This window comes from Curtobacterium sp. 179-B 9B NHS (genome assembly GCF_045370965.1).
In the GTDB taxonomy this organism is placed as follows: Bacteria; Actinomycetota; Actinomycetes; order Actinomycetales; family Microbacteriaceae; genus Curtobacterium.
Map to the genome: position 1 here is coordinate 1 of NZ_JBIQDQ010000012.1, position 23409 is coordinate 23409.

At 70.5% G+C, this 23409-nt stretch carries 19 protein-coding genes; 11 read left to right on the top strand and 8 right to left on the bottom strand.

The genetic code is table 11. The annotated features are described in order from the left end of the window. Positions 1–37 precede the first annotated feature (37 nt). From ACH0A8_RS11125 to ACH0A8_RS11135, 3 genes are read right to left on the bottom strand one after another with little or no spacing between them, the layout of a single operon-like run. Positions 38–2107 (bottom strand): YhgE/Pip domain-containing protein, encoded by a 2070-nt coding sequence (locus ACH0A8_RS11125; protein ID WP_209684086.1) that lies wholly within the window; start codon positions 2105–2107, stop codon positions 38–40. Continuing rightward, complete coding sequence (locus ACH0A8_RS11130) at positions 2104–2820, bottom strand: hypothetical protein (protein ID WP_406907206.1); 717 nt, start codon at positions 2818–2820, stop codon at positions 2104–2106. Before ACH0A8_RS11130 ends, ACH0A8_RS11125 begins: the two co-directional genes overlap by 4 nt. After that, positions 2817–3473 (bottom strand): TetR/AcrR family transcriptional regulator, encoded by a 657-nt coding sequence (locus tag ACH0A8_RS11135; RefSeq protein ID WP_066657692.1) that lies wholly within the window; start codon positions 3471–3473, stop codon positions 2817–2819. The genes ACH0A8_RS11130 and ACH0A8_RS11135 overlap by 4 nt, the downstream gene beginning before the upstream one ends. Positions 3474–3631: 158 nt before the next feature. On the opposite strand from ACH0A8_RS11135, the gene ACH0A8_RS11140 reads away from it, so the two are divergent. Beyond that, positions 3632–7291: a S8 family serine peptidase gene (locus ACH0A8_RS11140; protein WP_406907207.1), complete on the top strand. Its 3660-nt coding sequence runs from the start codon at positions 3632–3634 to the stop codon at positions 7289–7291. A 135-nt stretch (positions 7292–7426) separates the two neighbouring features. Next, complete coding sequence (locus ACH0A8_RS11145; RefSeq protein ID WP_153257418.1) at positions 7427–7597, top strand: hypothetical protein; 171 nt, start codon at positions 7427–7429, stop codon at positions 7595–7597. A gap of 80 nt (positions 7598–7677) precedes the next feature. On the opposite strand, the gene ACH0A8_RS11150 is transcribed toward ACH0A8_RS11145, so the two are convergent. From ACH0A8_RS11150 to ACH0A8_RS11160, 3 genes are all read right to left on the bottom strand, one after another. Then, positions 7678–7851 carry an Rv0909 family putative TA system antitoxin gene (locus tag ACH0A8_RS11150; protein WP_066652055.1) on the bottom strand — a complete coding sequence of 58 codons (174 nt, stop codon included), beginning with the start codon at positions 7849–7851 and terminating at the stop codon, positions 7678–7680. An 85-nt stretch (positions 7852–7936) separates the two neighbouring features. Further along, positions 7937–8815, bottom strand: coding sequence for a L,D-transpeptidase (locus ACH0A8_RS11155; protein ID WP_326496541.1), 879 nt, complete (start codon positions 8813–8815; stop codon positions 7937–7939). A gap of 75 nt (positions 8816–8890) precedes the next feature. Then, the gene (locus ACH0A8_RS11160) at positions 8891–10468 is read right to left on the bottom strand and encodes a hypothetical protein (RefSeq protein ID WP_066652059.1); all 1578 of its coding nucleotides are present in this window, start codon (positions 10466–10468) and stop codon (positions 8891–8893) included. 372 nt (positions 10469–10840) lie between these two features. Between ACH0A8_RS11160 and ACH0A8_RS11165 the strand changes: the two genes are divergently transcribed. Then, on the top strand, positions 10841–12145 hold the full coding sequence (locus ACH0A8_RS11165; protein ID WP_406907208.1) for an adenylosuccinate synthase: 1305 nt from the start codon (positions 10841–10843) through the stop codon (positions 12143–12145). Positions 12146–12147: 2 nt separating this feature from the next. Next, positions 12148–12705 carry a low molecular weight phosphatase family protein gene (locus ACH0A8_RS11170; RefSeq protein WP_066652063.1) on the top strand — a complete coding sequence of 186 codons (558 nt, stop codon included), beginning with the start codon at positions 12148–12150 and terminating at the stop codon, positions 12703–12705. A 63-nt stretch (positions 12706–12768) separates the two neighbouring features. Here ACH0A8_RS11170 and ACH0A8_RS11175 read toward each other — a convergent pair whose 3' ends face one another. After that, entirely contained in the window at positions 12769–13767 is a 999-nt protein-coding gene (locus ACH0A8_RS11175) for a nuclease-related domain-containing protein (protein ID WP_209684078.1), read from the bottom strand. Between the two features lie 138 nt (positions 13768–13905). Here ACH0A8_RS11175 and ACH0A8_RS11180 point away from each other — a divergent pair, with 138 nt between their 5' ends. After that, the gene (locus tag ACH0A8_RS11180; RefSeq protein ID WP_406907209.1) at positions 13906–14850 is read left to right on the top strand and encodes a hypothetical protein; all 945 of its coding nucleotides are present in this window, start codon (positions 13906–13908) and stop codon (positions 14848–14850) included. A 51-nt stretch (positions 14851–14901) separates the two neighbouring features. On the opposite strand, the gene ACH0A8_RS11185 is transcribed toward ACH0A8_RS11180, so the two are convergent. Beyond that, entirely contained in the window at positions 14902–15621 is a 720-nt protein-coding gene (locus ACH0A8_RS11185) for a lysostaphin resistance A-like protein (protein WP_406907210.1), read from the bottom strand. Positions 15622–15774: 153 nt separating this feature from the next. On the opposite strand from ACH0A8_RS11185, the gene ACH0A8_RS11190 reads away from it, so the two are divergent. From ACH0A8_RS11190 to ACH0A8_RS11215, 6 genes are read left to right on the top strand one after another with little or no spacing between them, the layout of a single operon-like run. Beyond that, positions 15775–17223: a polysaccharide biosynthesis tyrosine autokinase gene (locus ACH0A8_RS11190; RefSeq protein WP_209684074.1), complete on the top strand. Its 1449-nt coding sequence runs from the start codon at positions 15775–15777 to the stop codon at positions 17221–17223. 13 nt (positions 17224–17236) lie between these two features. Then, positions 17237–18181, top strand: coding sequence for a hypothetical protein (locus ACH0A8_RS11195; RefSeq protein ID WP_406907211.1), 945 nt, complete (start codon positions 17237–17239; stop codon positions 18179–18181). A 4-nt stretch (positions 18182–18185) separates the two neighbouring features. Continuing rightward, positions 18186–19661: a sugar transferase gene (locus ACH0A8_RS11200; RefSeq protein ID WP_406907212.1), complete on the top strand. Its 1476-nt coding sequence runs from the start codon at positions 18186–18188 to the stop codon at positions 19659–19661. Beyond that, positions 19661–21190 (top strand): lipopolysaccharide biosynthesis protein, encoded by a 1530-nt coding sequence (locus tag ACH0A8_RS11205; RefSeq protein ID WP_406907213.1) that lies wholly within the window; start codon positions 19661–19663, stop codon positions 21188–21190. Before ACH0A8_RS11200 ends, ACH0A8_RS11205 begins: the two co-directional genes overlap by 1 nt. A 5-nt stretch (positions 21191–21195) precedes the next feature. Further along, positions 21196–22260 carry a polysaccharide pyruvyl transferase family protein gene (locus tag ACH0A8_RS11210; protein WP_406907244.1) on the top strand — a complete coding sequence of 355 codons (1065 nt, stop codon included), beginning with the start codon at positions 21196–21198 and terminating at the stop codon, positions 22258–22260. A gap of 20 nt (positions 22261–22280) precedes the next feature. Beyond that, entirely contained in the window at positions 22281–23291 is a 1011-nt protein-coding gene (locus ACH0A8_RS11215; RefSeq protein WP_406907214.1) for a glycosyltransferase family 4 protein, read from the top strand. Positions 23292–23409: the final 118 nt, after the last annotated feature.

The following is a 23409-nucleotide window of genomic DNA, read 5'->3' on the forward strand; positions in this document are numbered from 1 at the left end:
CGCCGCCGCGCTCCGTGCCGCGCCCGCGCCGCCCGCGCTACCCGATCAGGCTCGGCCGCAGGTCGCGCAGCGTCCGCGAGCGGGTCTGCCGCGCCGTGACGACGTACGACACGAGCAGCGCGCCGAGCAACCAGCACGCGAGCACCCCCGCGTCCGACCACACCGCCGCGAACGACCCGCCGTACATCGTCTGCCGGATCGCGTCGACGGAGTAGGTCATCGGGAGCGCGAAGTGCAGCGCCGCCAACGGCCCCGGCAGCGTCTGCCACGGGAAGGTCCCGCCGGCGGTCACGAGCTGCACGAGCATGAGCACCAGGCCGAGGAACTGCCCGACCGAGCCGAGCAGCACGTTGAGCGCCATGATGATCGCCGCGAAGGTCGCCGAGGCGAGCACCATCACGGCCACCGTCGACCCGGCGTGCACCACGTCGAGGTCGAGCGCGAACCGCACGATCAGGAACAGCGCCGCCATCTGCACGACCCCGAGGAGCGCCGGGGTGAGCCAGCCGCCGAGCACCACGCGCAGCGGCTTCTGCACGGCGGTGATCGCCCGCTTGGAGATCGGCTTGAGGATGAGGAACAGCGCGTACATGCCGATCCAGGCGGCGAGCGAGATGAAGAACGGAGCGAGGCCGGCGCCGTAGTTCGACGCGGCGGCGACGTTGTCGTCGCCAACCTTGACCGGGTCCGAGATCACGGACGCCTGCGACGAGCGCTGGGCGGCGGTCGACGCCGGGATCCTCGTGCGTCCCTGGTCGAGCTTCGCGGCGAGCTCCTTCGAGCCGTCCTCGAGCTGGTCGACACCCGACGAGAGCTGCGAGGCACCGGACGCGGCCGACGCGGCACCGTCCGCGAGCGAGGCCGCACCGGAGGACAGCGTCGGTGCCGCGGCGGCGAGCTTCGACGTGCCCGCGGCGACCTGCGACGAGCCCGATGCGAGCTGCGAGGCGCCGCTCGACGCCGATGCGATGCCGTCCGCGAGCTGCGGCGACGCCGAGGCCAGCGCCGACGTGCCGGCCGCGACCTGGGCCGACCCGTCGCGGAGCTGGTCGACGGCCGACTTGGTCGACGCGTAGGTCTCCTTGGCCGAGGCGCCGGCGGTGTTCACGTCGCCGACCGCCTTCGTGATCGCCTCCTGCTGCGAGGGGGTCAGCGTGACGCCCTCCGGCAGGTTCGCGGTGATCTGCGCGAGCACCGTGGCGGCGTCCACCGGCTGCACCGCGTCGACGTCGGCGCTGACCGAGTCGACCTTCTCGGCGAGCGCGGCGTTCCCCGCGGCGACCCGCTGCGCGCCGTCGTTCAGCTGCGCGGTCTGCGCGGGCAGCGACGCGGTCTGCTGCTGTGCGGACTGCAGCCCGGACGCCAGGGTCGAGGCCCCGGACGCGACCTGCTGTGCGCCGCTGTCGAGCTGGGCGGTCTGCGACGGCAGTGCGGCGGTGCCGGAGGCGAGCTGCGAGGCCCCGGCGGACAGCGCGGAGGTGCCGGACGCGAGCGAGGACGCGCCGTCCGCAGCCGTGGTCGCCCCCGATGCGAGCTGTCCCGCACCGTCGACGGCGTCGCCGAGGCTGTCCCGCACGTCGGCGAGTCCGACGAGCAGGGTCGTCGCCGCCTGCTTGCCGACCCGCTCGGCGACGGCCGTGCGCATGGTCTTGCCGGCCTGCTCCGCGATGGTCGAGGCGAGGTACGAGTTCGTGTCCGCGGTCGTCATGACGAGTTCGGCACGCTTCGGGTCGTCGCCCTGCGCCGACGCCAGGGCCTCGGAGAAGTCGTGCGGGATCGTCACGACGAAGTCGTACTTGCCGTTCCGCACGCCGGAGCGCGCGTCGGCCGCGGTCGTCTCGGTCCACTTGAAGTCGGCGCCGTCGATCGCCTCCTTCGTGACGTCCTCGCCGTAGTCGACCCGGTCGCCGTCGAGCGTCGCGCCGGCGTCCTGGTCGACGATCGCGGCCGGGATCTGGTCGAGCTTCGCGTACGGGTCGCGGTTCGCCCAGAGGTACGCGCCGCCGTAGAGCAGCGGCACCACCATGAGGGCGACGAACGCGAGCCGGGCGAGCGGCGTTGCGGTGAGGCGCGCCAGTTCGGCGCGGATGAGCGAGGGGATGGTCACGCGGGTGCCTCCGTCGGGACGGTTGCGGGAGTTTCGGGGTCGGAGGGGCCGGACGGGAGGCCCTGGTCGCCCCCGTCGGTCGAGGTCGCGTCGTCGGGACCCTCGGTGCGGATCGTGTCGAGCAGCTGCTCGACGGTGGCTGCGGCGGCCTTCGACGTCACGAGGACGACGGTGACGCCGCGCCGGGCGACGTCGCGCACGACCGTGAACCAGTCGGCCACGGCGCCGCCGTGCCGCTCGGGCGAGGTGAGCACGATGCCCGTGACCCCGTCCCGCAGCAGCGCGAGCTCGACGAGCAGCCGCACCCGCACGTCGGTCGGGACCCGCTGCACGTGCGTGTCGGCGTGGTCCCGCACGCCGAGCTCGTCGAGCACGGTGTCGACGTGGTCGCGCGAGGGGCGCTGCCCGGCGAACGCGAGTTCCTCGCGCACGACCTTCCGGAGCGTCATGACGGGGAACGGTTCGGCGACGCCCGGGGTGTCCACGAGCGCGAAGGCCGCGCGCACCGCTGCGGCGTCCTCGTGTCCGTCGAGCAGCACCCGCCCGGACTCGGGACGCATCCGCCCGCCGGCGATCAGGGACGCGAGCACCGGCGCCTGCTCGGTCTCGACGGCGACGACACCGGGGCGACCGGGAGCGGCGACGGCGGACACGACGGGCAGCGCGGCGCCGGGCTCGTCGCCGATGCCGACGTGGTCGAGTTCGAGCGTCATGCGCGGGTCTCCTGCTCGGTACGGGGTGCGGGTGCGGCGGGTTCGGACAGCAGCGCGGTGCGCCAGTCGATGCCGGCGGTGCCGAGCGCCGACAGCACGACCGTGCGGCGACCGGCTTCGTCGCTCGTGCCGGACCGGGTGGCCTCGTCGAGGACGGCGATGCAGGCGGCCTCGACCAGGCGGGCGAGCGTGTCCGCGTCGACGTCGTCGCGCATCGAGCCCTCGTCGATGCCGAGCGCGCAGGCCGTGCGGACCTGTGCCCGCAGCGGCGCGAACACCTCGGCCACGGACTCGGCGAACGGGCTGCGCAGGGCGACGCGGGCCATGGAGCGCACGTGCGAGACCTCGGCCCAGAGCGTCACGGCGATCGCCGCGAGCCGTGCGGCGGGCGGGAGGTCGGCGAGCTCGGACGACGACGGCATCGCGCCGGCGATCCGTGCGGCGCCGCCGGTCACGACCTCGCGCACGAGGTCGTCGCGGGAGGGGAAGTGTCCGTAGACCGCACGGCGCGACAGGCCCGCGGCGGACGCGATGGTCTCGAGCGAGGCATCGGGGTCCTGCTGCAGGACGCTCCGTGCGGCCTCGATCAGGGCGGCCCGGTTCGCCGTCGCATCCCGTCGGGGCGCGCGTCCGGGCTGGTCGGTGGTGGTCACGAGCACCATCGTAATAACGTGCACACTGCTGTGCAAGTTACGAGGTGCTGTACCCCCGAACGAGGGCCAGTCCTCCAAAGTGCGGACTGTTCCGCCTGTGAACGAACGCATAACTTCACAGGAATTCCCACCACGGACAGAGCCGAGGAGTGCGCCCTGTGACACGTGCAACACCGAACCGTGCAGTACCCGAGCAACCACCCACCACGGAGCGCACCACGCGGTCACGCGTCGCACGCATCCTGACCGCCGGCATCGCCGCCGTCGCCCTGTCGTGCGGCGGTCTCGCCGTGGGCGGCGCAGCGAACGCCGCGCCGAGCGGTCTCTCCGCCGCCGACCTCAAGCTCGCGGCGCCCCTGCGCGACGCCAAGCCCCAGAAGACGGTCGCGGCGTTCGTCCGCACGACCGGCCAAGGGGCCCTCGAGGTCGACGCGAAGGCGAAGGGCGGCGACCTGACGAAGTCGAAGACCCCGTCGTCCGCCGCGAAGGAGCGCGTGCAGGCGATCACGTCGACCGTCGACGCCGTCCGTGCCGCCGTCAAGCGGTCCGACGCAGAGGCGACGGAGCTGTACTCGACCGAGTACACCGTCCCCGGTGTCGCCGTCGTCGCCGACGTCGACGCCCTGCGCGACATCGCCAGCCGGTCGGACGTCGAGAGCATCATCCCGCTCACGCCGAAGAAGATCGTCGACCCGACCCCGGGTGACGCGTCGAAGGCCCCGAGCGGCGTCGACCCCGACCTGGTGCAGCCGGGCGCGGACGGCGTCAGCCCGAAGAACGCCGCGAGCGACGTCTACACGCGCTCGCTCGACGCGTGGCAGCAGACCGGCCGCACCGGCAAGGGCGTCAACGTCGCCGTCCTCGACACCGGTCTCGACTACACCCAGGCCGACTTCGGCGGCCCCGGCACGACGGCCGCGTACGAGCAGGCCCTCGCGAGCACGAGCGCGCCGGACCCGAGCTGGTTCGACGCGAAGAAGTACCTCGGTGGCTACGACTTCGCCGGCCCCACCTACAACGCCGACTCCTCGAGCGCGGGCTACGACCCGACCCCGAAGCCGGACGCGAACCCGATCGACGGCAAGGGCGGCGACCACGGCACGCACGTGTCCGGCACCGCCGCGGGCTACGGCCTGACCGCGGACAAGAAGACGTTCCGCGGCGACTACACGAAGCTGACGAACCAGTCCGTCCAGGACATGTGGATCGGCCCGGGCACCGCGCCGGACGCCGGCCTCTACGCCCTCAAGGTGTTCGGTGACGGCGGCGGCTCGACCGACCTGACCGGTGCCGCGCTCGACTGGGTCGGCCAGGCCCTGACCGAGGGCAAGGACATCAACGTCCTCAACCTGTCGCTCGGTTCCGACTACGGCGCACCGGACGACCCCGACAATGCGAAGATCGACGCGCTCACCGCCCGCGGTGTCCTGCCCGTCATCGCCTCGGGCAACGCCGACGACTTCACCGACATCGGTGGCTCGCCGGGCAACGCCGAGGGCGCCCTCACCGTCGCCGCGAGCGCCACCGGGCAGTCGCTGTTCGACGGTGTCAAGGCCACCGCGCCGTCCGACGTCGCCGGCACCTACCGTGCGCAGTACTCGCAGAACTACCAGGGCACGCTGCCGGTGGAGGGCGACGTCGTCGTCCCGACCACGAACATCGACGGCTGCGCAGCGTTCAGCGCCGACGAGGCCGCGAAGATCAAGGGCAAGGTCGTCTGGCTGAAGTGGACCGACGGGGCGCTCGAGTGCGGCTCCGGTGTGCGCTTCAACAACGTGCAGGCAGCCGGCGGTGTCGGCGTCCTGCTGGCCGGGACGGTGACCAGCTTCGACTCGGGCATCGCGGGGAACGCGACCATCCCGGGTGCCGAGCTGACCTCGGACAGTGCTGCGAGCCTCCAGGCCGCCGCGACGGCCGGGACCCTCCACGTGCAGTTCGCTCAGGAGCTCAAGGGCTTCCAGCTGGCGACCGACCAGGCGAACGTGAACACGCTCGCCCCGTTCACCAGCCGTGGCGTGCACGGCTCGTTCGACGACATCGTCAAGCCGGACGTCGCCGGCCCCGGGGTCAACGTGATCTCCGCGGCCAACGGCACCGGTGACGGCCGCATGTCGATGAGCGGCACCTCGATGGCGACCCCGCACGTGGCCGGCATCGTCGCGCTGACGTTCCAGTCGCACCCGTCGTGGACGGCCCCGCAGGTCAAGGCCGCCGTGATGAACACCGCGACGCACGACGTTCGTCAGGGTGACCGGAACGCCACGCTGCTGCGCCAGGGCACCGGCCGCGTCGACGCGCTGCAGGCGGTCACCGCGGGCACCACGGTGCGCAGCATCGAGAACGACCAGCTCGTCACCGCCTCGTACGGTGTCGTCGAGGTCAGCGGGAAGACCACCGAGTCCCGCACCCTGCAGATCCAGAACACCGACGGCCGTCCGCACACGTACGACGTGGCGTACCAGGCCCAGGTGGACCAGCCGGGTGTCGCGTTCTCGCTGAGCACGAAGCGGGTCACCGCTCCGGCGCACGGCACCGCGACCGTCAAGCTGACGTACACGATCGCCGACCCGACGCAGCTGCGTCGCGTCATCGACCCCACGCAGGAGTCGGTGCAGTCCGGCTACCAGCGTGAGTTCGTCGCCGCCGAGTCCGGTGTCGTGTCCTTCACGCCGACGGACGCGAAGCTGAACCCGATGCGCCTCGGTGCGTACGTCGCGCCGAAGCCGGTCAGCGCCGTGCACGGCAAGGACATCGCGTTCTCGGGCTCGACCACGACCGCGGAGCTCGCGCTCACCGGCCGCTCGGTCGACCAGGGCGACGCCGTGACCGGGTACCACTCGTCCGTCGCACCGTTCGTCCTGGGCGGGACCGACCCGCAGGAGCCGCTGCCCGCCGGTTCGGCGAAGCAGTCGCTGCAGGCCGCCGACGTCCGGGCCTACGGCGCGAACTACGACGAGGCGTCCGACACGCTCGCCTTCGGCGTCCAGACCGCGGGTGCCGACGCGAACCCCGGCGCGGTGACCAACGTCGAGGTCCTCATCGACACGGACCGCGACGGTGAGCCGGACTACCTGGTCTACGACGCCAAGTCGGCCACGGTCGACGCGACGCTCGCCACCACGGTGGACCTCGCGACGGGCAAGACGGTCGACGCGCAGCCGCTCAACGGCGGCACCGCGGGACAGGACGTCAACACGTTCGACAGCGCCGTCAAGGTGCTGACGGTGTCGGCGTCGACCATCGGTGCGACCGGTCCGTTCGACTACTCGGTCCTGACCGAGTCGGCGTACGCCCCGGCCCTCGCCACCAGCGGCTCCAACGTCGTGGACGAGACCGACCCGGCGACGTACGACCCGTCGGCACCGGCGCTCACCTTCGCGCAGGGCACCACCACCGGTGTGCTCTACGCGGACAAGGGCGCGCTGCAGGTCACGCGACAGGCCGACGCCACGAACGCCCGGGTCCTGCTGCTCCACCTCGGCAACGCGGTGGGCGACCAGGCCGACGTGCTCCAGGCGCCGCAGACCGCGCCGACGCTCACCCTCCGCGAGGGCAGCGCCGTCACGATCTCCGGCACCCCGAAGGTCGGCAAGACGCTCAAGGCGAAGCCCGGCTCGTGGGACGGCAAGAAGGTCTCGTACTCGTACCAGTGGCTCCGTGACGGCGTCGCGGTGCAGGGTGCGACGGACCAGCGCTACACGCTCGGCACGACGGACGCGGGGCACCGCTTCTCCGTCGAGGTGACGGCGAAGGCGACGGGCTACCAGGACGGCTCGGCGACCTCCGCCGAGACCGCGAAGGTGGCACCTCGCAAGTAGCGATCGACACGAACGCCCCGTCACCGGTCCGGTGGCGGGGCGTTCGCCGTTCCCGGTCTCGGAGCGGAGTGGTCCCGAGTGCGGCAATGGGACATGTAGTTAGGCAAACTAGGCAATAGATGGGAGAGTGAGGCCATGCGATCCCACACCTCCCTGATGCAGCTCCGGGCGAACCCGATGGAGTGGCGCCGCCGTGGGCTGACCCCGCCCGACGCGCTCCAGGCCATGGTCGAGGAGCGGCTCGCGCAGCCCGGTCACGCCCAGCCGGTGGGCGACCCGTCGTACCAGGACTTCTTCCGCGCCTGATCGCGGAACGCCACCACCACGACGGACGGGAGGCGGGGTGCCAGCTGGCACCGCGCCTCCCGTCCGTTCCGTGGTGCGGTCTACTTGCCGATCTTGTCGTCGGCAGCGTGCTCCGCCTTGTCGATCTGGTCGCCGTGGCCACCGCCGGTGGCCTTGTCGGCCGCGTCCGCGGCCTTGCCGAGACCGGCGTCGGTCGCCTGCTCGCCCTTGTCGCTGTCCGCGAAGTCCTTGGCCTTGTCGCCGAGGTCACTCATGTCGTGCTCCCTTGCTCGTCGGATCTGACTGGTCCGACGCTGCGCCGGTCGGCCCGGACGGGCTCCCAGGTGGGGTGACCGGGTCTCAGGCGACGATCTGCACGACCGTGCCGAGCGGGAGTGCGTCGACGGCATCGACCGCGTCGCCGTCGAGTCGGACGCAGCCGTGCGACACCGCACCACGCGCCACGGGTTGGTAGTGCACTCCGATCAGTCCGCCGTCCGTGCCGCCGTAGGGCTCGTCTGCGGCCGCGGAGTGCAGCGTTGTCAGCTGGATCGGGTGCACGGTCTGGTCCTGGGCGGGGTCGAGGTACCGGGCCTGGATGTACCCGATGACGCCGGTCGGGGTCGGGGTGCCCCCAGCGCCGACCCCCGCGGGGAAGTCGTGCAGGGTCGTGCCGTCCGCGTCGACGATCGACACCGTCTGCTTGCCCACCGAGATCACGACGTGGTCGGGGAGCGATCGGCTCCGGTGCAGGAGGTCCCGTCGGATCCAGGCCGCGCTCTGTGCGGCAGCGGCACCGTTCGTCGCGGACGGTAGCGCCTGCCGCGCAGGGGTCAGGACCATGGCCCAGTCGCCGGACACCTGCACGGGGACGACGACGGTCGCCTGGCCCAGGAAGTTCTTCGCGGCGAGCCGCGCGACGGGCTGGGCGTGGTCCTCGCCGTAGAGCGGCGCGTCGGACGAGATCGTGTACGCCTCGTCGGCCACCTCGGGGATCGTGGACTCGTAGTAGGGGATCAGGCCGCCGATGACGGCGTCGTACTTCGCCTCCGGCAGGATCGCGACCTGCGCTGCGGTCGGTGCGGCGTAGGGCGTGCTCGTGGCGGTGGCGCTGGACGTCGCCGACGGCTTCGTCTCCGCCGTGGTGCCGTGCCCGGTGCAGCCGGCGAGGCCGAAGGTCAGGAGCAGTGCGGCGCCGAGCGCCGGGATCGTGAGGCGGACGGTTCGGGTGTGGGTCATGCGGTGTTCCTCCGGTGGGCCGCGGACGGGGTGCGACCGCTGGTCGCGCCCCGTCCGCGGACCGCTGTGTGGTGACTAGCCGGCGACGACCGGGAGGGTCCCGGTGGGTCGCGCCGGCGTCGTGCCGGTGCCCGTGCTGGCACCCGGTGTGGTGCCGGTGCCCGGAGCAGTGCTCGTCCCGACCGCCGGCAGGGTGATCGAGAAGTCGATGGTGTCGACGACGGTCGCATCGCTGTCGACCTCGCCCACCGTGAGCTCCTGCTCCGTCGCCGCCGAGTCGGAGAACGTGCCCGTGGTCGTCCACGTCCCGTCCGCCTGCACGAGGGTCGGCGGAGCGACGACGTCGCCGTCGGCGTCGACGACCGCGATCGCGTCGCCGGGGGTGCCCTTGCCCGAGAAGGTCACCGTCCGGGAAGCGACGGTGGAACCGTCCTTCGGCGTGACCAGGGTCAGGGGCGTCGTGACGGGGGTGGAGGCTGCCGGCAGGGTGATGGTGAAGTCGACCGTGCCCTGACCCTGCGCGCCACCGACCTGGTTCACGGACAGCTTCTGGACGACGGCAGCCGAGTTGCTGAACGTGCCCGTGGTCGTCCAGGTGCCGTCTGCTCCGACGAGGACCTGCGGGGCGACCCGGTCGCCGTCGGCGTCCAGGGTGTTCACCAGGTCGCCGGGGGTACCGGTGCCGGTGAACGTGACGGTGCGCGACCCGACGGTCGAGCCGTCCTTCGGGCTGGTCAGCGAGAACTGGTCGGCCGGCGCCACCGCGGGGAGCGTGATGTCCACCGTCGTGTCGCCGGCGCCGCTGCCCCCACGGACGTCGGTCACGCGGACGGCCTGCTGCCGCGCCGCCGTCGACGGGAAGGTGACCGTGGCGGACCACGTCTGATCGGCCCCGACGACGACGACGCCGGTGAGGCGCTGGTCGTTCGTGCCGAGGAGGTTGACGGTGTCGCCCTGCTGACCGGTGCCGGTGAAGGTGACGGTGCGCGAGTCGACGGCCGAGCCGTCCTTCGGGCTGGTCACGGAGAACGTGGCCTGGGTGGCCTCGGCGGCCGCCGTGAAGCTGGCCTGGTCCTGGACCTGGAACCCGCTGTTCTCCTCGAGGACCGTGTAGGTCTTCGCGTCGGTGCCGGCGCTCGCGGGGATCTCGTAGGTGAGCTTCCACGTGCCGTCGCTGCCCACGGCGCTGCGCTGGACGGTGCCGTTCGCCGGGTCCACCTGCACGGTGAGGCCGGGGGTGCCGGTGCCGGTGACCGTCAGGGTGCGGCCCGACACCGTGTGCGAGCTCACCGCGAAGGCGGTCTGCTGCGCGGGGACCTCGACGGTCAGGCTGCCGTCGGCGTTCAGGCCGTTCTGCTGGTCGAGCTCGTACGTGTGCGCTGCCTTGTCCGGCAGCGTGTACGTGATCGTCCAGCTGCCGTCCGCGGCGATCTCGTGCCGTTCGGCCGGGAAGCCCTTCTGCAGGATGACGTTCTCGCCCGGGGTGCCCTTGCCCGTCAGGGTCAGCACACCGTTCGACACCGACTGACCCGTGAGCCGCAGGTCGGCCGGGTCGGCGTTCGCGGGGGTGGCGACCAGCGTGAGGCCGCCGATCAGGATCGCGGCGCACGCGGGGACCGCGAGCGCCTTCTTGCTCCAGAGAGCCTTGTTCATCGTTGAACCCATCTCCGTGCGGCATGACGGCACGGATCAGATGACGTCCGTCGTGCGGGCACCACGAACGTCGCCGACCACGGATCTCGTGATCGCAGGACTGGGCAGGGAACCCAGGGAACGCGGCCGGGAAGTCGCGCTCCCGCACCGTACGTCCGCCCGAGGATCGTTCGACAGTGGAACGGATCAGATGTCCCCCGGCATCGGCGGATCCGCAGCCTGCGACCGCTCCAGGATTGAGTACCCACAGGTTTCGAGCGTCGACCGGTTCTCCACAGGCGGGTGGCGTGCAGATGGACAGTCGATAGACTCGGGTGGACCATCGGCCTATGCCCGCCGGTGCGGTCCTCCGCCAACGTGAGGAGAACCTCCATGCCCGCAGCAGTCATCATCGGTGCCCAGTGGGGTGACGAGGGCAAGGGGAAGGCAACCGACCTCCTCGGGTCCCGCATCGACTACGTCGTCAAGTTCAACGGCGGCAACAACGCCGGCCACACCGTCGTCGTCGGCGGCGAGAAGTACGCGCTGCACCTGCTGCCGTCCGGCATCCTGACGCCCGGCGTGACCCCGATCATCGGCAACGGTGTCGTCGTCGACCTCGAGGTCCTGTTCCAGGAGCTCGACGCGCTCCGCGCCCGCGGGGTGGACGTCTCGAAGCTCCTGGTGTCCGCGAACGCGCACGTCATCACGCACTACCACCGCACCGTCGACAAGGTGACCGAGCGGTTCCTCGGCAAGCGCCAGATCGGCACGACCGGTCGCGGCATCGGCCCGACCTACGCCGACAAGATCAACCGCGTCGGCATCCGCATCCAGGACATCTTCGACGAGAACATCCTGCGGCAGAAGGTCGAGGCGGCCCTCGACCAGAAGAACCACCTGCTGGTCAAGGTCTTCAACCGTCGCGCGATCGACGCGGACGAGGTCGTGGAGTCGCTGCTGTCCTTCGCCGAGCGCCTGCGCCCGATGGTCGCCGACACCGCGCTCGAGATCCACCGCGCGCTCGAGCGGGGCGACACCGTGCTGTTCGAGGCCGGCCAGGCCACCATGCTCGACGTCGACCACGGCACCTACCCGTTCGTGACCTCGTCGTCGGCGACCGCCGGCGGCGCCGCGACCGGTTCGGGCATCGGCCCGGGCAAGCTCGAGCGCATCATCGGCATCGTCAAGGCGTACACGACCCGCGTCGGCGCCGGCCCGTTCCCGACCGAGCTGTTCGACGAGTCGGGGGAGTTCCTCCGCGCCAACGGCTTCGAGTTCGGCACCACGACCGGCCGTCCGCGTCGCTGCGGCTGGTACGACGCCCCGATCGCCCGGTACACGGCGCGCATCAACGGCGTGACCGACTTCGTGCTCACGAAGCTCGACGTGCTGACGGGCCTCGAGACCATCCCGGTCTGCGTGGCGTACGAGGTCGACGGCGAGCGTGTGGACGAGGTTCCCGTGAACCAGTCGGACTTCCACCACGCGAAGCCGATCTACGAGGAGTTCCCCGGCTGGACCGAGGACATCACCGGTGCCCGGGCGTTCGAGGACCTGCCGAAGACCGCGCAGGACTACGTGCTCGCGGTCGAGGCGATGTCCGGAGCGCGGATCTCGGCGATCGGCGTCGGCCCCGGCCGTGACGCGATCGTGGTCCGCCACGACCTGCTCGGAACCGGCGAGGCTGCCGCGTGACGATGCGGATCCTGTTCGTCTGCAGCGGCAACATCTGCCGCTCGCCCCTCGGCGCCCAGGTGCTCGAGGCCCGGCTCGGCCCGGACGCCCCGGCGTTCACGGTCGAGTCGGCCGGCACCATCGCCGACGACGGCGCCCTGATGGACGAGACGGCTGCCGCGCAGTCGTCGCGTCTGGGTGGGGCGCCCTCCACGCACCGCTCGCGCTACCTGACGGAGCAGATCGCGGCGTCGGCCGACCTCGTGCTCACCGCCGAGCGCTCGCACCGCGCAGCCGTCGTGTCGCTCGCACCGCGGGCAGCGAAGCGGGCGTTCACCATCAAGCAGTTCGCCCGGGTGCTCGACGGGCTGGAGCCCGGAGACCTGGCCGGCATCGAGACCGCGCAGGACCTGGTCGACCGGGTCGCTCGACTGCGGGGGACCGTGCCGCCGCCCGCCGACCCGGCGGACGACGACGTGGACGACCCCTACCGTCGGTCCGAGGACACCCACGTGCGGGTCGCCGACGAGATCGACGCGGCGCTCACGCCCATCGCGGACGCCCTGCGCGCGCTGCGCTGACGCCCCTCCGCTCCGGGAACGACGAAGCCCCCGCCTCGATGGCGGGGGCTTCGTCGTGTCTGCTCACGCCTCCGGCAGGCGGTACGTCCCGACCGTGATCGTGTGCGCGCCCTGGCCGGCCAGCTGTCGCACGACCGAGTCGGTGCGCGCCCGGTTCGGCACGGCGTGCTTGCGTGCCAGGTCGGTGACGAGTCCGCGGAGCTCGTTGTCGTTCGTCACGACGGCGGTCGTCGCGGAACGACCCGTCGGCGTCGTGCTCGTGCTGCGGTCCTCGGGGTTGACGTACGCGGCTGCGTCGCCGGAGTAGAACACGCACGAGTCGACCCACTGCGGCCCGTTGCCGTCCTCGTCGGCCAGGAACCGCTGCAGCCGGCGGGCCTGCTGCCGGACCTGCCGGGTCGGGGCGTTCCCGCCGGACTGCACCCGGACCTGCCACCAGTGCTCGACGTCGTCCGCGTGGTCGAGGACGCGACGGCTGCGGACCTGGATCGCGAACGACCCGGTCAGCGACGACTCGTCGAGCAGGTTGCGGAACGCGTGGTGCACGGCGCTCGGCTTGCGGCCGTCGAACACGATGCCGTTCCACCGCTTGTTCTCGATGACCAGCACGTGGCCGGACTCGAACACGAGCACGTGGTCGAGCTGCGCGGCGTAGCTGCGGTCGCGGTCCCGCTCGCCCTGGGCCACCGGCACGAACACCACGTTGGTCAGCAGGGCGCCGTTGATCCCGGCGGCCTTGCAGACCTCGAGGATCGTGCGCTGCGATGCCTCCTCCCAGCGCATGCCGGTGCGGGCGAGGGCGCGACCGGCCTCGGCCTCGGCGAGGGCCTGCTGGCGGGAGGCCTCGGCACCGGCGAGCTGCCGCGCGTGCTCCGCGTCGGCGGCTGCGGTCTGCTCGCGGTGTTCCCGCTCGAGGGTGCCGGTGCGGTGGTCCAGCCGGACCTCGGCGTCGGACAGGGCGGCACGGTTGGAGGACTGGGTCCGCCGCAGGACGATCACCAGGACGACCACGACGATCGCGAGCCCCCCGGCGACCACCCACGGCACGAGGTCGCTGGTCATGGGTTCACCTCACCACGGCTCGACGCGAGTCGGTCGCCGCACCCCGGCGCGTCCCGAGGTCCGGTGGGCGATGTGTCCGACGGCCCACGGGTGGCAGCGGACGCCGGCACGATCCGCCGTGGTCGGTACGGTGCCGTGGTGCACCAGGCAGAACGCGGCAGCGCGCAGCAGATCACCGTCGGAGTCGCGGTCGGAGCCGGGGCGGCCGTCGCCGGTCTGCTCCCGTGGATCATCACCGGGATGCGGCTCCCACTGCAGAACCTGTGGGCGACGCCGACCACCGACCCGTCGGACATGCCGATCGCCCTGCTGCCGTTCAGCCAGTACGCGGTGACGACCATCGCGGCACTGCTGCTCGTCGGGGGAGTCGTCGCCGGCATCGCCGTCCGGGTACTGCGTGCTCGCGGGTCCGTCCGGCGCAGCGGATCGCTCGCGGCGCTCGCCGGGCTGGTCGGGGTGCAGGTCGTGGCCGTCGTCGAGACCGCCGTCGTCACGGGCGCCGGCATGCGGATGGACGGGACGCCGGGTACCGGTGCGGACGTCAGCGCCGCGCAGTTGTACGTCGTCGCGCTCACCGTCGGGTCGCTCGTGTGCGTCGGAGCGGCGGTGGTGCTCGCTGCGCTCGTCGCCCGAGCGGCTCCCGGCGGTGCGCTCGTCGCTCTGGCCCTCGGCGCGGTGGCGCTCGGGTCGTGGGCGAACACGTTCATCGTCCCGCCGGTGTCCTCGCCCGGTGACGCGGCGGGCGTCGTGCTCGCGGTGCTGCGGTGGCTTCCGGCCGTGGCAGTCGGTGCGGCGATCGCGTGGACCGGGCTCCGTACGGTCGGTCAGGGCATCGCCGCGGTGATCGCGCTCGGGGTGCTGTGGACGGGGACCGCGGCGATCACGGCGGTGTCGTACGCACTGGGGTCCCGCGTGTACCTGCCGTACCCGCTCGAGATGGTGTCGGCCGGCGCCACGGTCTTCGTGATGGCGATGGGACCGGCGGGAGCGACCCTGGTGCCGCTGCTGGTCGCCGCCGTCATCGGAGTCGCCGGTGCGGTCGTCGTGCGCTTGCGGGACGGACGGCGCCGGTCGGAGCCCTGAGCAGGATCGGTGCGGCCAGGTCGAACGGCGCTGGGCGGCTTCCGGACCGCGTCAGCGCGGCCAGGTCGCGACGACCGCCACCGCGTTGAACAGCACGTGCGCCACGATCGCGCCGCCGATGCGGTTCGTCATCGCGACCAGGGTGCCCGTGAGCAGCCCGAGCACGAAGGTCGTCAGGAACACCTGCACCCCACCGAGCGAGGTCGTCGCCGACCCGAGGAAGAGGTGCGACAGCGCGAACAGGAACGCCGTCACGAGCACGGCGAGCCAGCGCGTCCGGGGCGTGAGCTCGGCGGCGAGCAGGCGCTGGAACAGCCCGCGGAAGAACAGCTCCTCGAGCACGGGGCTGACCAGCACGATGCCGACCGCTGACACGAGCAGCAGCCCGATGTCCGGGGTCCCGAGCGACGGCGCGGGCTGCAGGCCGCTCGTCCCGGTGAAGGACAGCGCGAGCACGGCGTCGAACACCCGCGTCAGGATCACGATCCCGAGCGCGAACACGAGGTCGCCGAGCTCGATCCGGAAGCGGCCGAACAGGTCACGGCCCGAGCGGCGCAGGACCCAGACGATGCCGAGTACGAGCGGCACCCACACCGCGAGGTTGCCGAGCAGCACCTGGAGCACCGGGCCGGGGACGGCACCGCGCAGCGTCAGGCTGCTCACGATCCGGGCGAGCACGACCGCCACGACGAGGGCGACCAGCAGGGCGACGAGGTCGCGTTGCCGGGCGGTCGAAGGCTCGGTGGCGGCCACTTCCGGCTCGGATGTCATGGGGCGAGCGTAGAGGACGACCGACGCAGATCGGCAAGAACAGCCGAGTGAGGCTCAATGGTGTGGCACTATTTGTATGCCGTCTGCTGGGACAAGCCCACGGAACCTGTGTCGGGACCACAGGAACGGCCAGGATCGGGGAAGGCGGGCCGCGTGGAACTGCGCGACTACATCACAGTGCTGCGGAAGAGTTGGGCACTGATCCTCGTGCTCGCCCTGGTGGGCGTCGCGGCGGCGGCAGGGTTCTCCCTGCTGAAGAAGCCGGTGTACTCCGCCGAGGCGCAGGTGTTCGTGTCGACGGAGACGTCGGGCAGCGCCAGCGACCTGGCCCAGGGCAACACCTTCACGCAGCAGCGCGTGCTGACGTACTCGAACCTGGTGTCGACGCCGATCGTGCTCCTGCCGGTCATCTCGTCGCTCGGGCTCGACATGAACGCGGACGAGCTGTCGAAGATGGTGTCGGCGACGGCGCCGACCAGCACGACGCTCATCTCGATCACGGTCAACGGCACCGATCCGGTGCAGGCCACGAACATCGCGAACGCGACCTCGCAGAGCCTGACCAACGTGGTCGAGGACATCGAGGCCACTGACGAGAACGGCTCGAGCAGCGTCAAGCTGACCCGGGTGAAGCAGGCGCAGGTGCCGAGCTCGCCCGTCAGCCCGAACGTCCCCGTCAACATCGCCCTCGGCCTGCTCGTCGGTCTGGCGCTCGGTGTCGGCATCGCCGTGCTGCGCGAGACGCTCGACAACCGCGTCCGCGTCGAGACCGATGTCGAGAAGATCAGCGACAAGCCCGTCGTCGGCGGCATCGCCTACGACAACAAGGCGTCCGAGCGACCGCTCATCGTGCAGGTCGACCCGCGCAGCCCGCGCGCCGAGTCGTTCCGCACGCTCCGGACGAACCTGCAGTTCCTGGACCTGGGTACCGGCTCGCGCACGTTCGTCATGACGTCATCGATGCAGTCCGAGGGCAAGAGCACCACCGTCGCGAACCTCGCGATCGCGCTGGACAGCGCCGGCTTCAAGGTCATCCTGATCGACGCCGACCTCCGTCGCCCCCGCGTCGGCGAGTACATGGAGGTGGACGGCTCCGCCGGGCTGACCGACGTGCTCATCGGTCGCGCGAGCCTGGAGGACGTCGCGCAGCCCTGGGGCCGCGGCAACATGGTCGTGCTGCCGGCCGGTCAGATCCCGCCGAACCCGTCGGAGCTCCTCGGCTCGAAGGCCATGCAGGACCTGATCGAGACGCTCGAGCAGCAGTTCGACTACGTGCTCTTCGACGCACCGCCGCTGCTGCCCGTCACCGACGCCGCGATCCTGTCGAAGAAGGCGTCCGGTGCCATCCTCGCGGTCGCGTCCGGCAAGACCCACAAGGGCCAGCTCGCCGCCGCGGTCGCGTCGCTCGAGAACGTCGGCGCACCGATCGCCGGCTTCGTCATCACGATGATGCCGGTCAAGGGTCCGGGCGCGTACGGCTACGGCCGCTACGGGTACGGCTACGGGTACGGCCTCGACGAAGAGGAACCGCCCCAGAAGTCCACCAAGTCGTCGGGGAAGACCCGCGGCAAGCTCGGCGTGGTCCGCCGCGCGGACCGCTGACGGCGGTCGGGGGATGAGCCAGCGCCGGGGGATCCGAAGCCTCGGGAGCGAGCTGCCGCGGACGACGCTGATCGGGATCGCCCTCGTGGTCGTCGCGCTCGTCGTCGTCGACGTCGTCCTGGTGGCGCTGGCGCTGGCGCGCACCGCGCCGGAGGCGCGTGGCGACGCCGGTCCGGTGCCGACGTTCGGTTCGAGCGCGTCAGCGCCGGCGACGTCGGGACCGTCCGCCACCGCGTCCCCAGGACCGACGGCCGACGGGGTGTCGACCCGCCACATGCTGTCCGCGGTCGACGGCCTGGAGGCATGGCGAGCCTCCAGTACGACCTGTGACGTCTCCGAGACGGTGCTGGAGCACACCACCGATGGTGGGCAGGAGTGGTCACCCGTCGCCCTGGGCGACGACGTGCGGACCATCGGGTCGCTGCGCGTGACCGCCGACGGTCTGTCCGTGCTCGTCGGCGTCGGCGACGAGTGCGCGACCGAGGTCCGCACCAGCACCGACGACGGAGCCACCTGGGTGCTCGGGACCGCCGGTGCCGCCGGCGCAGGGGTGACCGACCAGGGACTGGTGCTCGGTGACGCGGTCGTGCCCTCGCCCTGCGAGGACCCGCTCGACGCCTTCCGCGGTGACAGCACGACGCTGGTCGCGTGCGCCGACGAGCTGCAGTGGCGCACTGGTACCGGCGCCTGGGTGGCCGTACCGATCGATGGCGTGCGTGCACTCGCGGTGAACGGGACCGAGTACACGCTCGCTCGCATCGGGACCGACTCGTGCGACGGCGTGCAGATCGAGACGATGCCGGCGTCGGGTGTGACGCCTGCGACGACCACCACACCGATCGGGTGCAACCCGGTCGCGACGGAGGGCGCGATCGCGCTCGACCGCTCCGGGCAGGACGTCTGGATGTGGGCGGGCGACAGCGTCGCGGTGTCGAACGACGGCGGGGCGACGTGGTGACGCGGTGGTGGCAGTGACGGCCGAGGCCGTCCACCGGCCCGTCTCGACGGGGAGCACCCGCGAGTGGAGCCGCACGTACTCGCGTCGCGTGCTCGTCACCGACCTGCTGGCGCTGATCTGGGTCGTCTTCGGCGTGCAGATCGCCTGGCTCGGGTTCGACTCGAACCTGATGACGAACACGGCGGACCTGCGCCTGAGCTACTTCGGCATCTCCGTCGTCGTCATCGCCGTCTGGATGATCGGCCTGGCGCTCTACGACACCCGTGGTGACCGCGTCATCGGCGTCGGGAGCACCGAGTACCGGCTGGTCGCGGACTCGAGCGTCCGGGTGTTCGGGCTGATCGCGATCGCTGCCTACCTGCTGCGCGTCGACCTGGCCCGCGGCTACGTGCTCATCGCGTTCCCCGTCGGCATCCTCGTGCTGCTGCTCTCTCGCTGGATGTGGCGCCAGTGGCTCGTCGCCGAGCGGAAGCACGGCGGGTACTCCGCGCGGGTGCTGCTCGTCGGCTCGACGGCGAGCGTGCTGCACATCGCACGGGAGCTCGCCCGAGCACCCGAAGCCGGCTACCGCGTGGTCGGCGCGGCCGTGTCCGACGGAACGCGGGGTCTGCTGCCAGGCTCCACCGTCGAGAGCCACGGCGGCATCGACGACGTCCTGGCAGCCCTGGCCACGACCGGAGCGGACACCGTCGTGATCACGAGCTCCGACGACCTGCCGCCGGAGCGGGTCCGCCAGCTGAGCTGGTCGCTCGAGCCCGGCCGGCAGCACCTGGTCGTCGCGCCGAGCCTGACCGACATCGGCGGCCCGCGGATCCACACCCGCCCGGTGCAGGGCCTCCCGCTCATCCACGTCGAGACCCCGACCTACTCGGGCCGGAAGCTCTACACCAAGCGGGCCTTCGACCTGATCGGATCGGCGGCACTCATCATCGTGCTCTCCCCGGTCCTGCTCGTGCTCGCGGTGCTCGTCAAGGTGACCTCCACCGGGCCGGTGTTCTTCCTGCAGGAGCGCGTCGGCCTGAACGGTTCGACGTTCCACATGATCAAGTTCCGGTCGATGGTCGTCGACGCGGAGCAGCGCCTGCAGGAGCTGAGTGCGCTCGACCGCGCCGAGGGCAACACGGTCCTGTTCAAGATGAAGAACGATCCGCGCGTCACGCGCGTCGGTGCCTTCATGCGTCGCTACAGCCTCGACGAGGTGCCGCAGTTGTTCAACGTCCTGCTCGGCAACATGTCGTTGGTCGGCCCGCGGCCCCCTCTCGCCCGAGAGGTCGAGCGGTACGACGTGCACGTACACCGACGCTTCTTGGTGAAGCCGGGGATGACCGGCCTGTGGCAGGTCAGCGGACGATCTGACCTGTCATGGGAGGACTCGGTGCGTCTCGATCTGTACTACGTGGAGAACTGGGCCATCGTGGGGGACCTCGTGATCCTCTGGAAGACCCTACGCGCGGTCGTGGGTAGCGACGGAGCGTACTGATGGGTCGCTCCGCGGATCAGTCCCGCGGTCACAGGGGCCTCGCGGGGGTTTTGAGCAGTGCCGGCGCTGGGATGGCCGGACTGCTCGCGGGGATCCTTCTGCTACCGATCATCATCGCGACGGTCTCAGCTGAGCACTACGGCGTCTGGCTGGTCGTCTCCGCGGTGGCGCAGTACCTCAACTACTCCGATCTCGGTGTAGGAACCGCGATCGTTCACTTCGGGTCACGAGCACGCGCCGGCGGCGAGCAGCGGTCCCTGGGCGAGTTCCTCCAGGCGGGCCTCATCTGGAACGCGCTCGCGATGGTCGTGGTCGCACCGGCGTTCGCAGCCATTGCAACTCTGTACCTCTGGTCCACCAAGGTGCAGGCCGTTCTGTCCCCTCAGGAGACGGTCTGGCTACTGGTAGCCGGTACCGCCATGCTCGTGGCACTGCTGCTCAAGCCCTTCGGCTCCGCTCTGAACGGCGCGGGTCTTCTGCCCGTCGAACGGAGGAATCAGACGGTCGGAGTGCTGGTCAGGGTCATGTTGACTCTCGTCGCCTGCTTCGTGTTCCGCGACATCGTCTTCGTTGCCATGGCCGAAGCAGTGGCGGTGCTGGTTCCTGTTCTGCTGTCGTGGTACATCGTGTCTCGGCGACGACTTGCGCGGATGCGGTGGGCGGGCTTCCCGAGAGCAACCCTGCGCTACATGTTGTCCTACAGCACGCGAGCCTTCGCGGTGAACGCTGTCGGCGCGCTCCTCCTGCAAGCGGGGACCATTGCAGCAGGAGTGACGCTCCGGCCGCAGGACGTGACGTACTACAACGCCGCGTTCCGTGTGTACACGAGTGTGCGGCAGCTGATCGGCTGGGCGAACGATCCGTTCCGCCCGGCGCTCAGCCGGCTCAATGTGATCTCACGAGATCAAGCGCGCACCGCGCTCCTTGCGATCTCTTTCGTGACGCTTTCGGTCAGCGCGATCGGTTGTGCGGTGCTGATGATCGCATCGCGCGACCTCGTCCGCGTGTGGTTGGGAGCGGGCGTACCGGTAGAGGCCATCGCTTTGACCATGGTCGTGCTGCTCGCAGGCTTGCTGGTCAACGCGGTTCATCTCCCGCTCATACCCGCGGCGGACGCAGCAGGATTCCCCGGCGTGTTCTTCGTGCCGCAACTCGTGTGGATGGTGCTGACCGTCATCGGTTCCCTGCTGTTCGGGCACCTCCTCGGGCTGCCGGGCGTTGCTCTCGGCCTCACGCTGCCGCTCGCCCTCGTCGAGCCCGTCTACCTCACCCGGGCCTCTCGTGTCCTGGAGTTCTCGCTTCGAACCTGGACGCGCAGCGTCGCCGTACCGGTGTTCCTCCTGATGCTCGGCGGAAGTGTGGCGGCAGCTTCAGTCAGTCTCATCCTCGCGAACTGGTTCGCGGGGCTCGCCGCCTCTGATTTCCTCGTGGCGGCCGCTTTCTTGTTCGGAAGTGGAGTCGTCGCGGTGTCGATGAAGAACCGTGTGCCGTGGCGGAGTTTCATCACGATGGGAAGGCTTGAACTGTGAGCGAGATGATCGACCGGATCGGTAGGAGCGTTCCGCGCACGATGGACCAGCTGCGGGAGGAGACGCGAGACGTCTTCGCCTCGCTCCTCGGTACGCATCGCGAAGTGGCACTGCTCGACTTCCCGAACCACCAGAACGTGGGCGATGCGATGATCTGGCGCGGTGAACTCGATCACCTGCGAGCAATGGGTGTCCGTGTGCGCTACAGCTCCGACGTCCAGCGATTCTCACCCGCGCTCCTGCAGGAGCTCGTGCCGGAGGGACCGATCCTGCTGCACGGCGGCGGCAATTTCGGAGACCTGTGGCCACAGTTCCAGATCTTCCGTGAGCAGGTAGTTCAGAGGTTCCCGAAGCGGAAGATCGTGCAACTCCCGCAATCGATCGAGTTTCGAGATGAAGCGGCTGCTGCGCGCGCCAACGAGATCTTCGCGCAGCACCCCGACTTCCATCTGCTGGTACGTGATCGGCGCTCGTACGAACGAGCTCGGGCATTACTGCCTGATGTCCAGACGTCGTTCTGTCACGACGCGGCGCTCGGCTGGCAGCCCTCGACCGAGACGTCCGCTCGCCGGCAGGGCATCCTGGTTCTTGCACGCCGGGACCACGAACGGGGAGCAGGGATCCTACCGGCGGTCCGAGCAGCGCTCGGACCGCAAGACGAGGTCGCTGATTGGGGCCTACGCAGCCTGGACAAGGCCCTCTGGCAGGTGAGCCGTATGCCGCTCGGACTGGCGCGGAAGTTCCCCGGACTCGGATCGTCTCGCAGTTACTACGTGTTGATGAAGCTGTCCTACGCTGCCCTCAACCGCCTGAACCTTCGTGACGGGCAACGGCTGTTCAACGCACGCGCGCTGATCGCGACAGACCGACTGCACGCCCATGTACTCGCATTGCTGCTCGGCAAACCCCACGTCGTTGCGGACAACTCGTACGGAAAGATCGCGGGTGTCATCGAAGCCAGTACCAAGGATCTTGGAGAGTTCTTGTTCATCGACGATGAGAGCGATGCTGCTGCTTGGCTCCAGGCCCGCAAGAGCGCGCCCGAGCGGGCAGAGCGAGGTCGAGCGTGACGGCAAGTCCGGACGTCAGCGTGCACTTCGCCGAGGGGCGAGACGTCTCGACCTGGGAACGGCGGCATCAGCAAGGCGAGGTACCGGACCGGTGGCCCTACGGCCTGGATGGATTGACCAAGCACTTCCCGACTGCGAAGGCTCGGGAGGTCGGGGCACTCGCTCCGACGAAGTTGCTCCGATCGCTCTTCCTCAGACGGAGTGGACCCGTTGATGGCGGGTCTGTCCAGCTGAGCTGGGAAGAGGACGTCGCGCTCCGGATGCTGCAGGAATCGCCGACAGGCAAAGTGTTGACGGGCGTGATCTGGGCAACTGACACAGACTCGTCGCTCAGCGCGAAGGTCAAGCGCTTCCTCATCCGTCGTGCGCTTCGTCGTGCACACCTCGTCTGGGCCTTGAGTCGTCCGCAAGTCGACGTCGTTTCACGCTGGCTCGGGCCGGGCGGCCCGCCTGTTCGCTACCTCCGGTTCGGCGTGGACCCAGATTTCTGGGCAGAACAGCAGTTCCCGCAACGGCCCATGCTGTTCAGCGCAGGGGGCGACCGGGACCGGGACCCGGCGACACTCCTCAAAGCCATTGAGATCGTACGACGCACCCGACCGGACATCGATGTCCTCGTGCAGTCGAGGACGGCTCTGACGCCCCCTGACGGCGTGAAGATCGTTCCGTACCTCACTCACTCTGAGCTGCGAGCCGCCTACGGTCGTGCAAGCGTCGTAGCGATCGCCACCAGGCCGAACCTGCATGCATCAGGGATGACCGTGTCGCTCGAGGCGATGGCGGTCGGCCGACCAGTGGTGATCACCTCCACAGCCGGCATCGACGACTACGTCGCGCACGGCAGCACTGGTTTCCTGGTGCAACCCGGGGACCACGAGGCCATGGCCCGCCACATCATCGGCCTGCTCGACGACCACGCGGCTGCGGCGACCATGGGGCGTCGAGCACGTGAGCGGGTGGAGGAGCACTTCACCTCGGCGCGGATGTCAGACGACATCGCCGCATTTGCAATGACCGTCGAAGACCAATAGCCGAGAAGAGGGTCGCCTGCGGGACGCCCCGCGTGAGACATGTTCATCATCGCGGTAATGATCGGCTCGACCACGGTCAGGCTCGCTGCACTGCCGCGCCCTGCGGAGGGCCACCGAG

Excerpts from the sequence above, each read along its gene's own strand:
- ACH0A8_RS11210 (WP_406907244.1), top strand. The coding sequence starts at position 21,196 with ATGATCGACCGGATCGGTAGGAGCGTTCCGCGCACGATGGACCAGCTG.
- ACH0A8_RS11130 (WP_406907206.1), bottom strand. The coding sequence starts at position 2,820 with ATGACGCTCGAACTCGACCACGTCGGCATCGGCGACGAGCCCGGCGCC.
- ACH0A8_RS11170 (WP_066652063.1), top strand. The coding sequence starts at position 12,148 with ATGCGGATCCTGTTCGTCTGCAGCGGCAACATCTGCCGCTCGCCCCTC.
- ACH0A8_RS11185 (WP_406907210.1), bottom strand. The coding sequence starts at position 15,621 with ATGACATCCGAGCCGGAAGTGGCCGCCACCGAGCCTTCGACCGCCCGG.
- ACH0A8_RS11175 (WP_209684078.1), bottom strand. The coding sequence starts at position 13,767 with ATGACCAGCGACCTCGTGCCGTGGGTGGTCGCCGGGGGGCTCGCGATC.
- ACH0A8_RS11205 (WP_406907213.1), top strand. The coding sequence starts at position 19,661 with ATGGGTCGCTCCGCGGATCAGTCCCGCGGTCACAGGGGCCTCGCGGGG.
- ACH0A8_RS11145 (WP_153257418.1), top strand. The coding sequence starts at position 7,427 with ATGCGATCCCACACCTCCCTGATGCAGCTCCGGGCGAACCCGATGGAG.
- ACH0A8_RS11150 (WP_066652055.1), bottom strand. The coding sequence starts at position 7,851 with ATGAGTGACCTCGGCGACAAGGCCAAGGACTTCGCGGACAGCGACAAG.
- ACH0A8_RS11155 (WP_326496541.1), bottom strand. The coding sequence starts at position 8,815 with ATGACCCACACCCGAACCGTCCGCCTCACGATCCCGGCGCTCGGCGCC.
- ACH0A8_RS11160 (WP_066652059.1), bottom strand. The coding sequence starts at position 10,468 with ATGAACAAGGCTCTCTGGAGCAAGAAGGCGCTCGCGGTCCCCGCGTGC.
- ACH0A8_RS11165 (WP_406907208.1), top strand. The coding sequence starts at position 10,841 with ATGCCCGCAGCAGTCATCATCGGTGCCCAGTGGGGTGACGAGGGCAAG.
- ACH0A8_RS11195 (WP_406907211.1), top strand. The coding sequence starts at position 17,237 with ATGAGCCAGCGCCGGGGGATCCGAAGCCTCGGGAGCGAGCTGCCGCGG.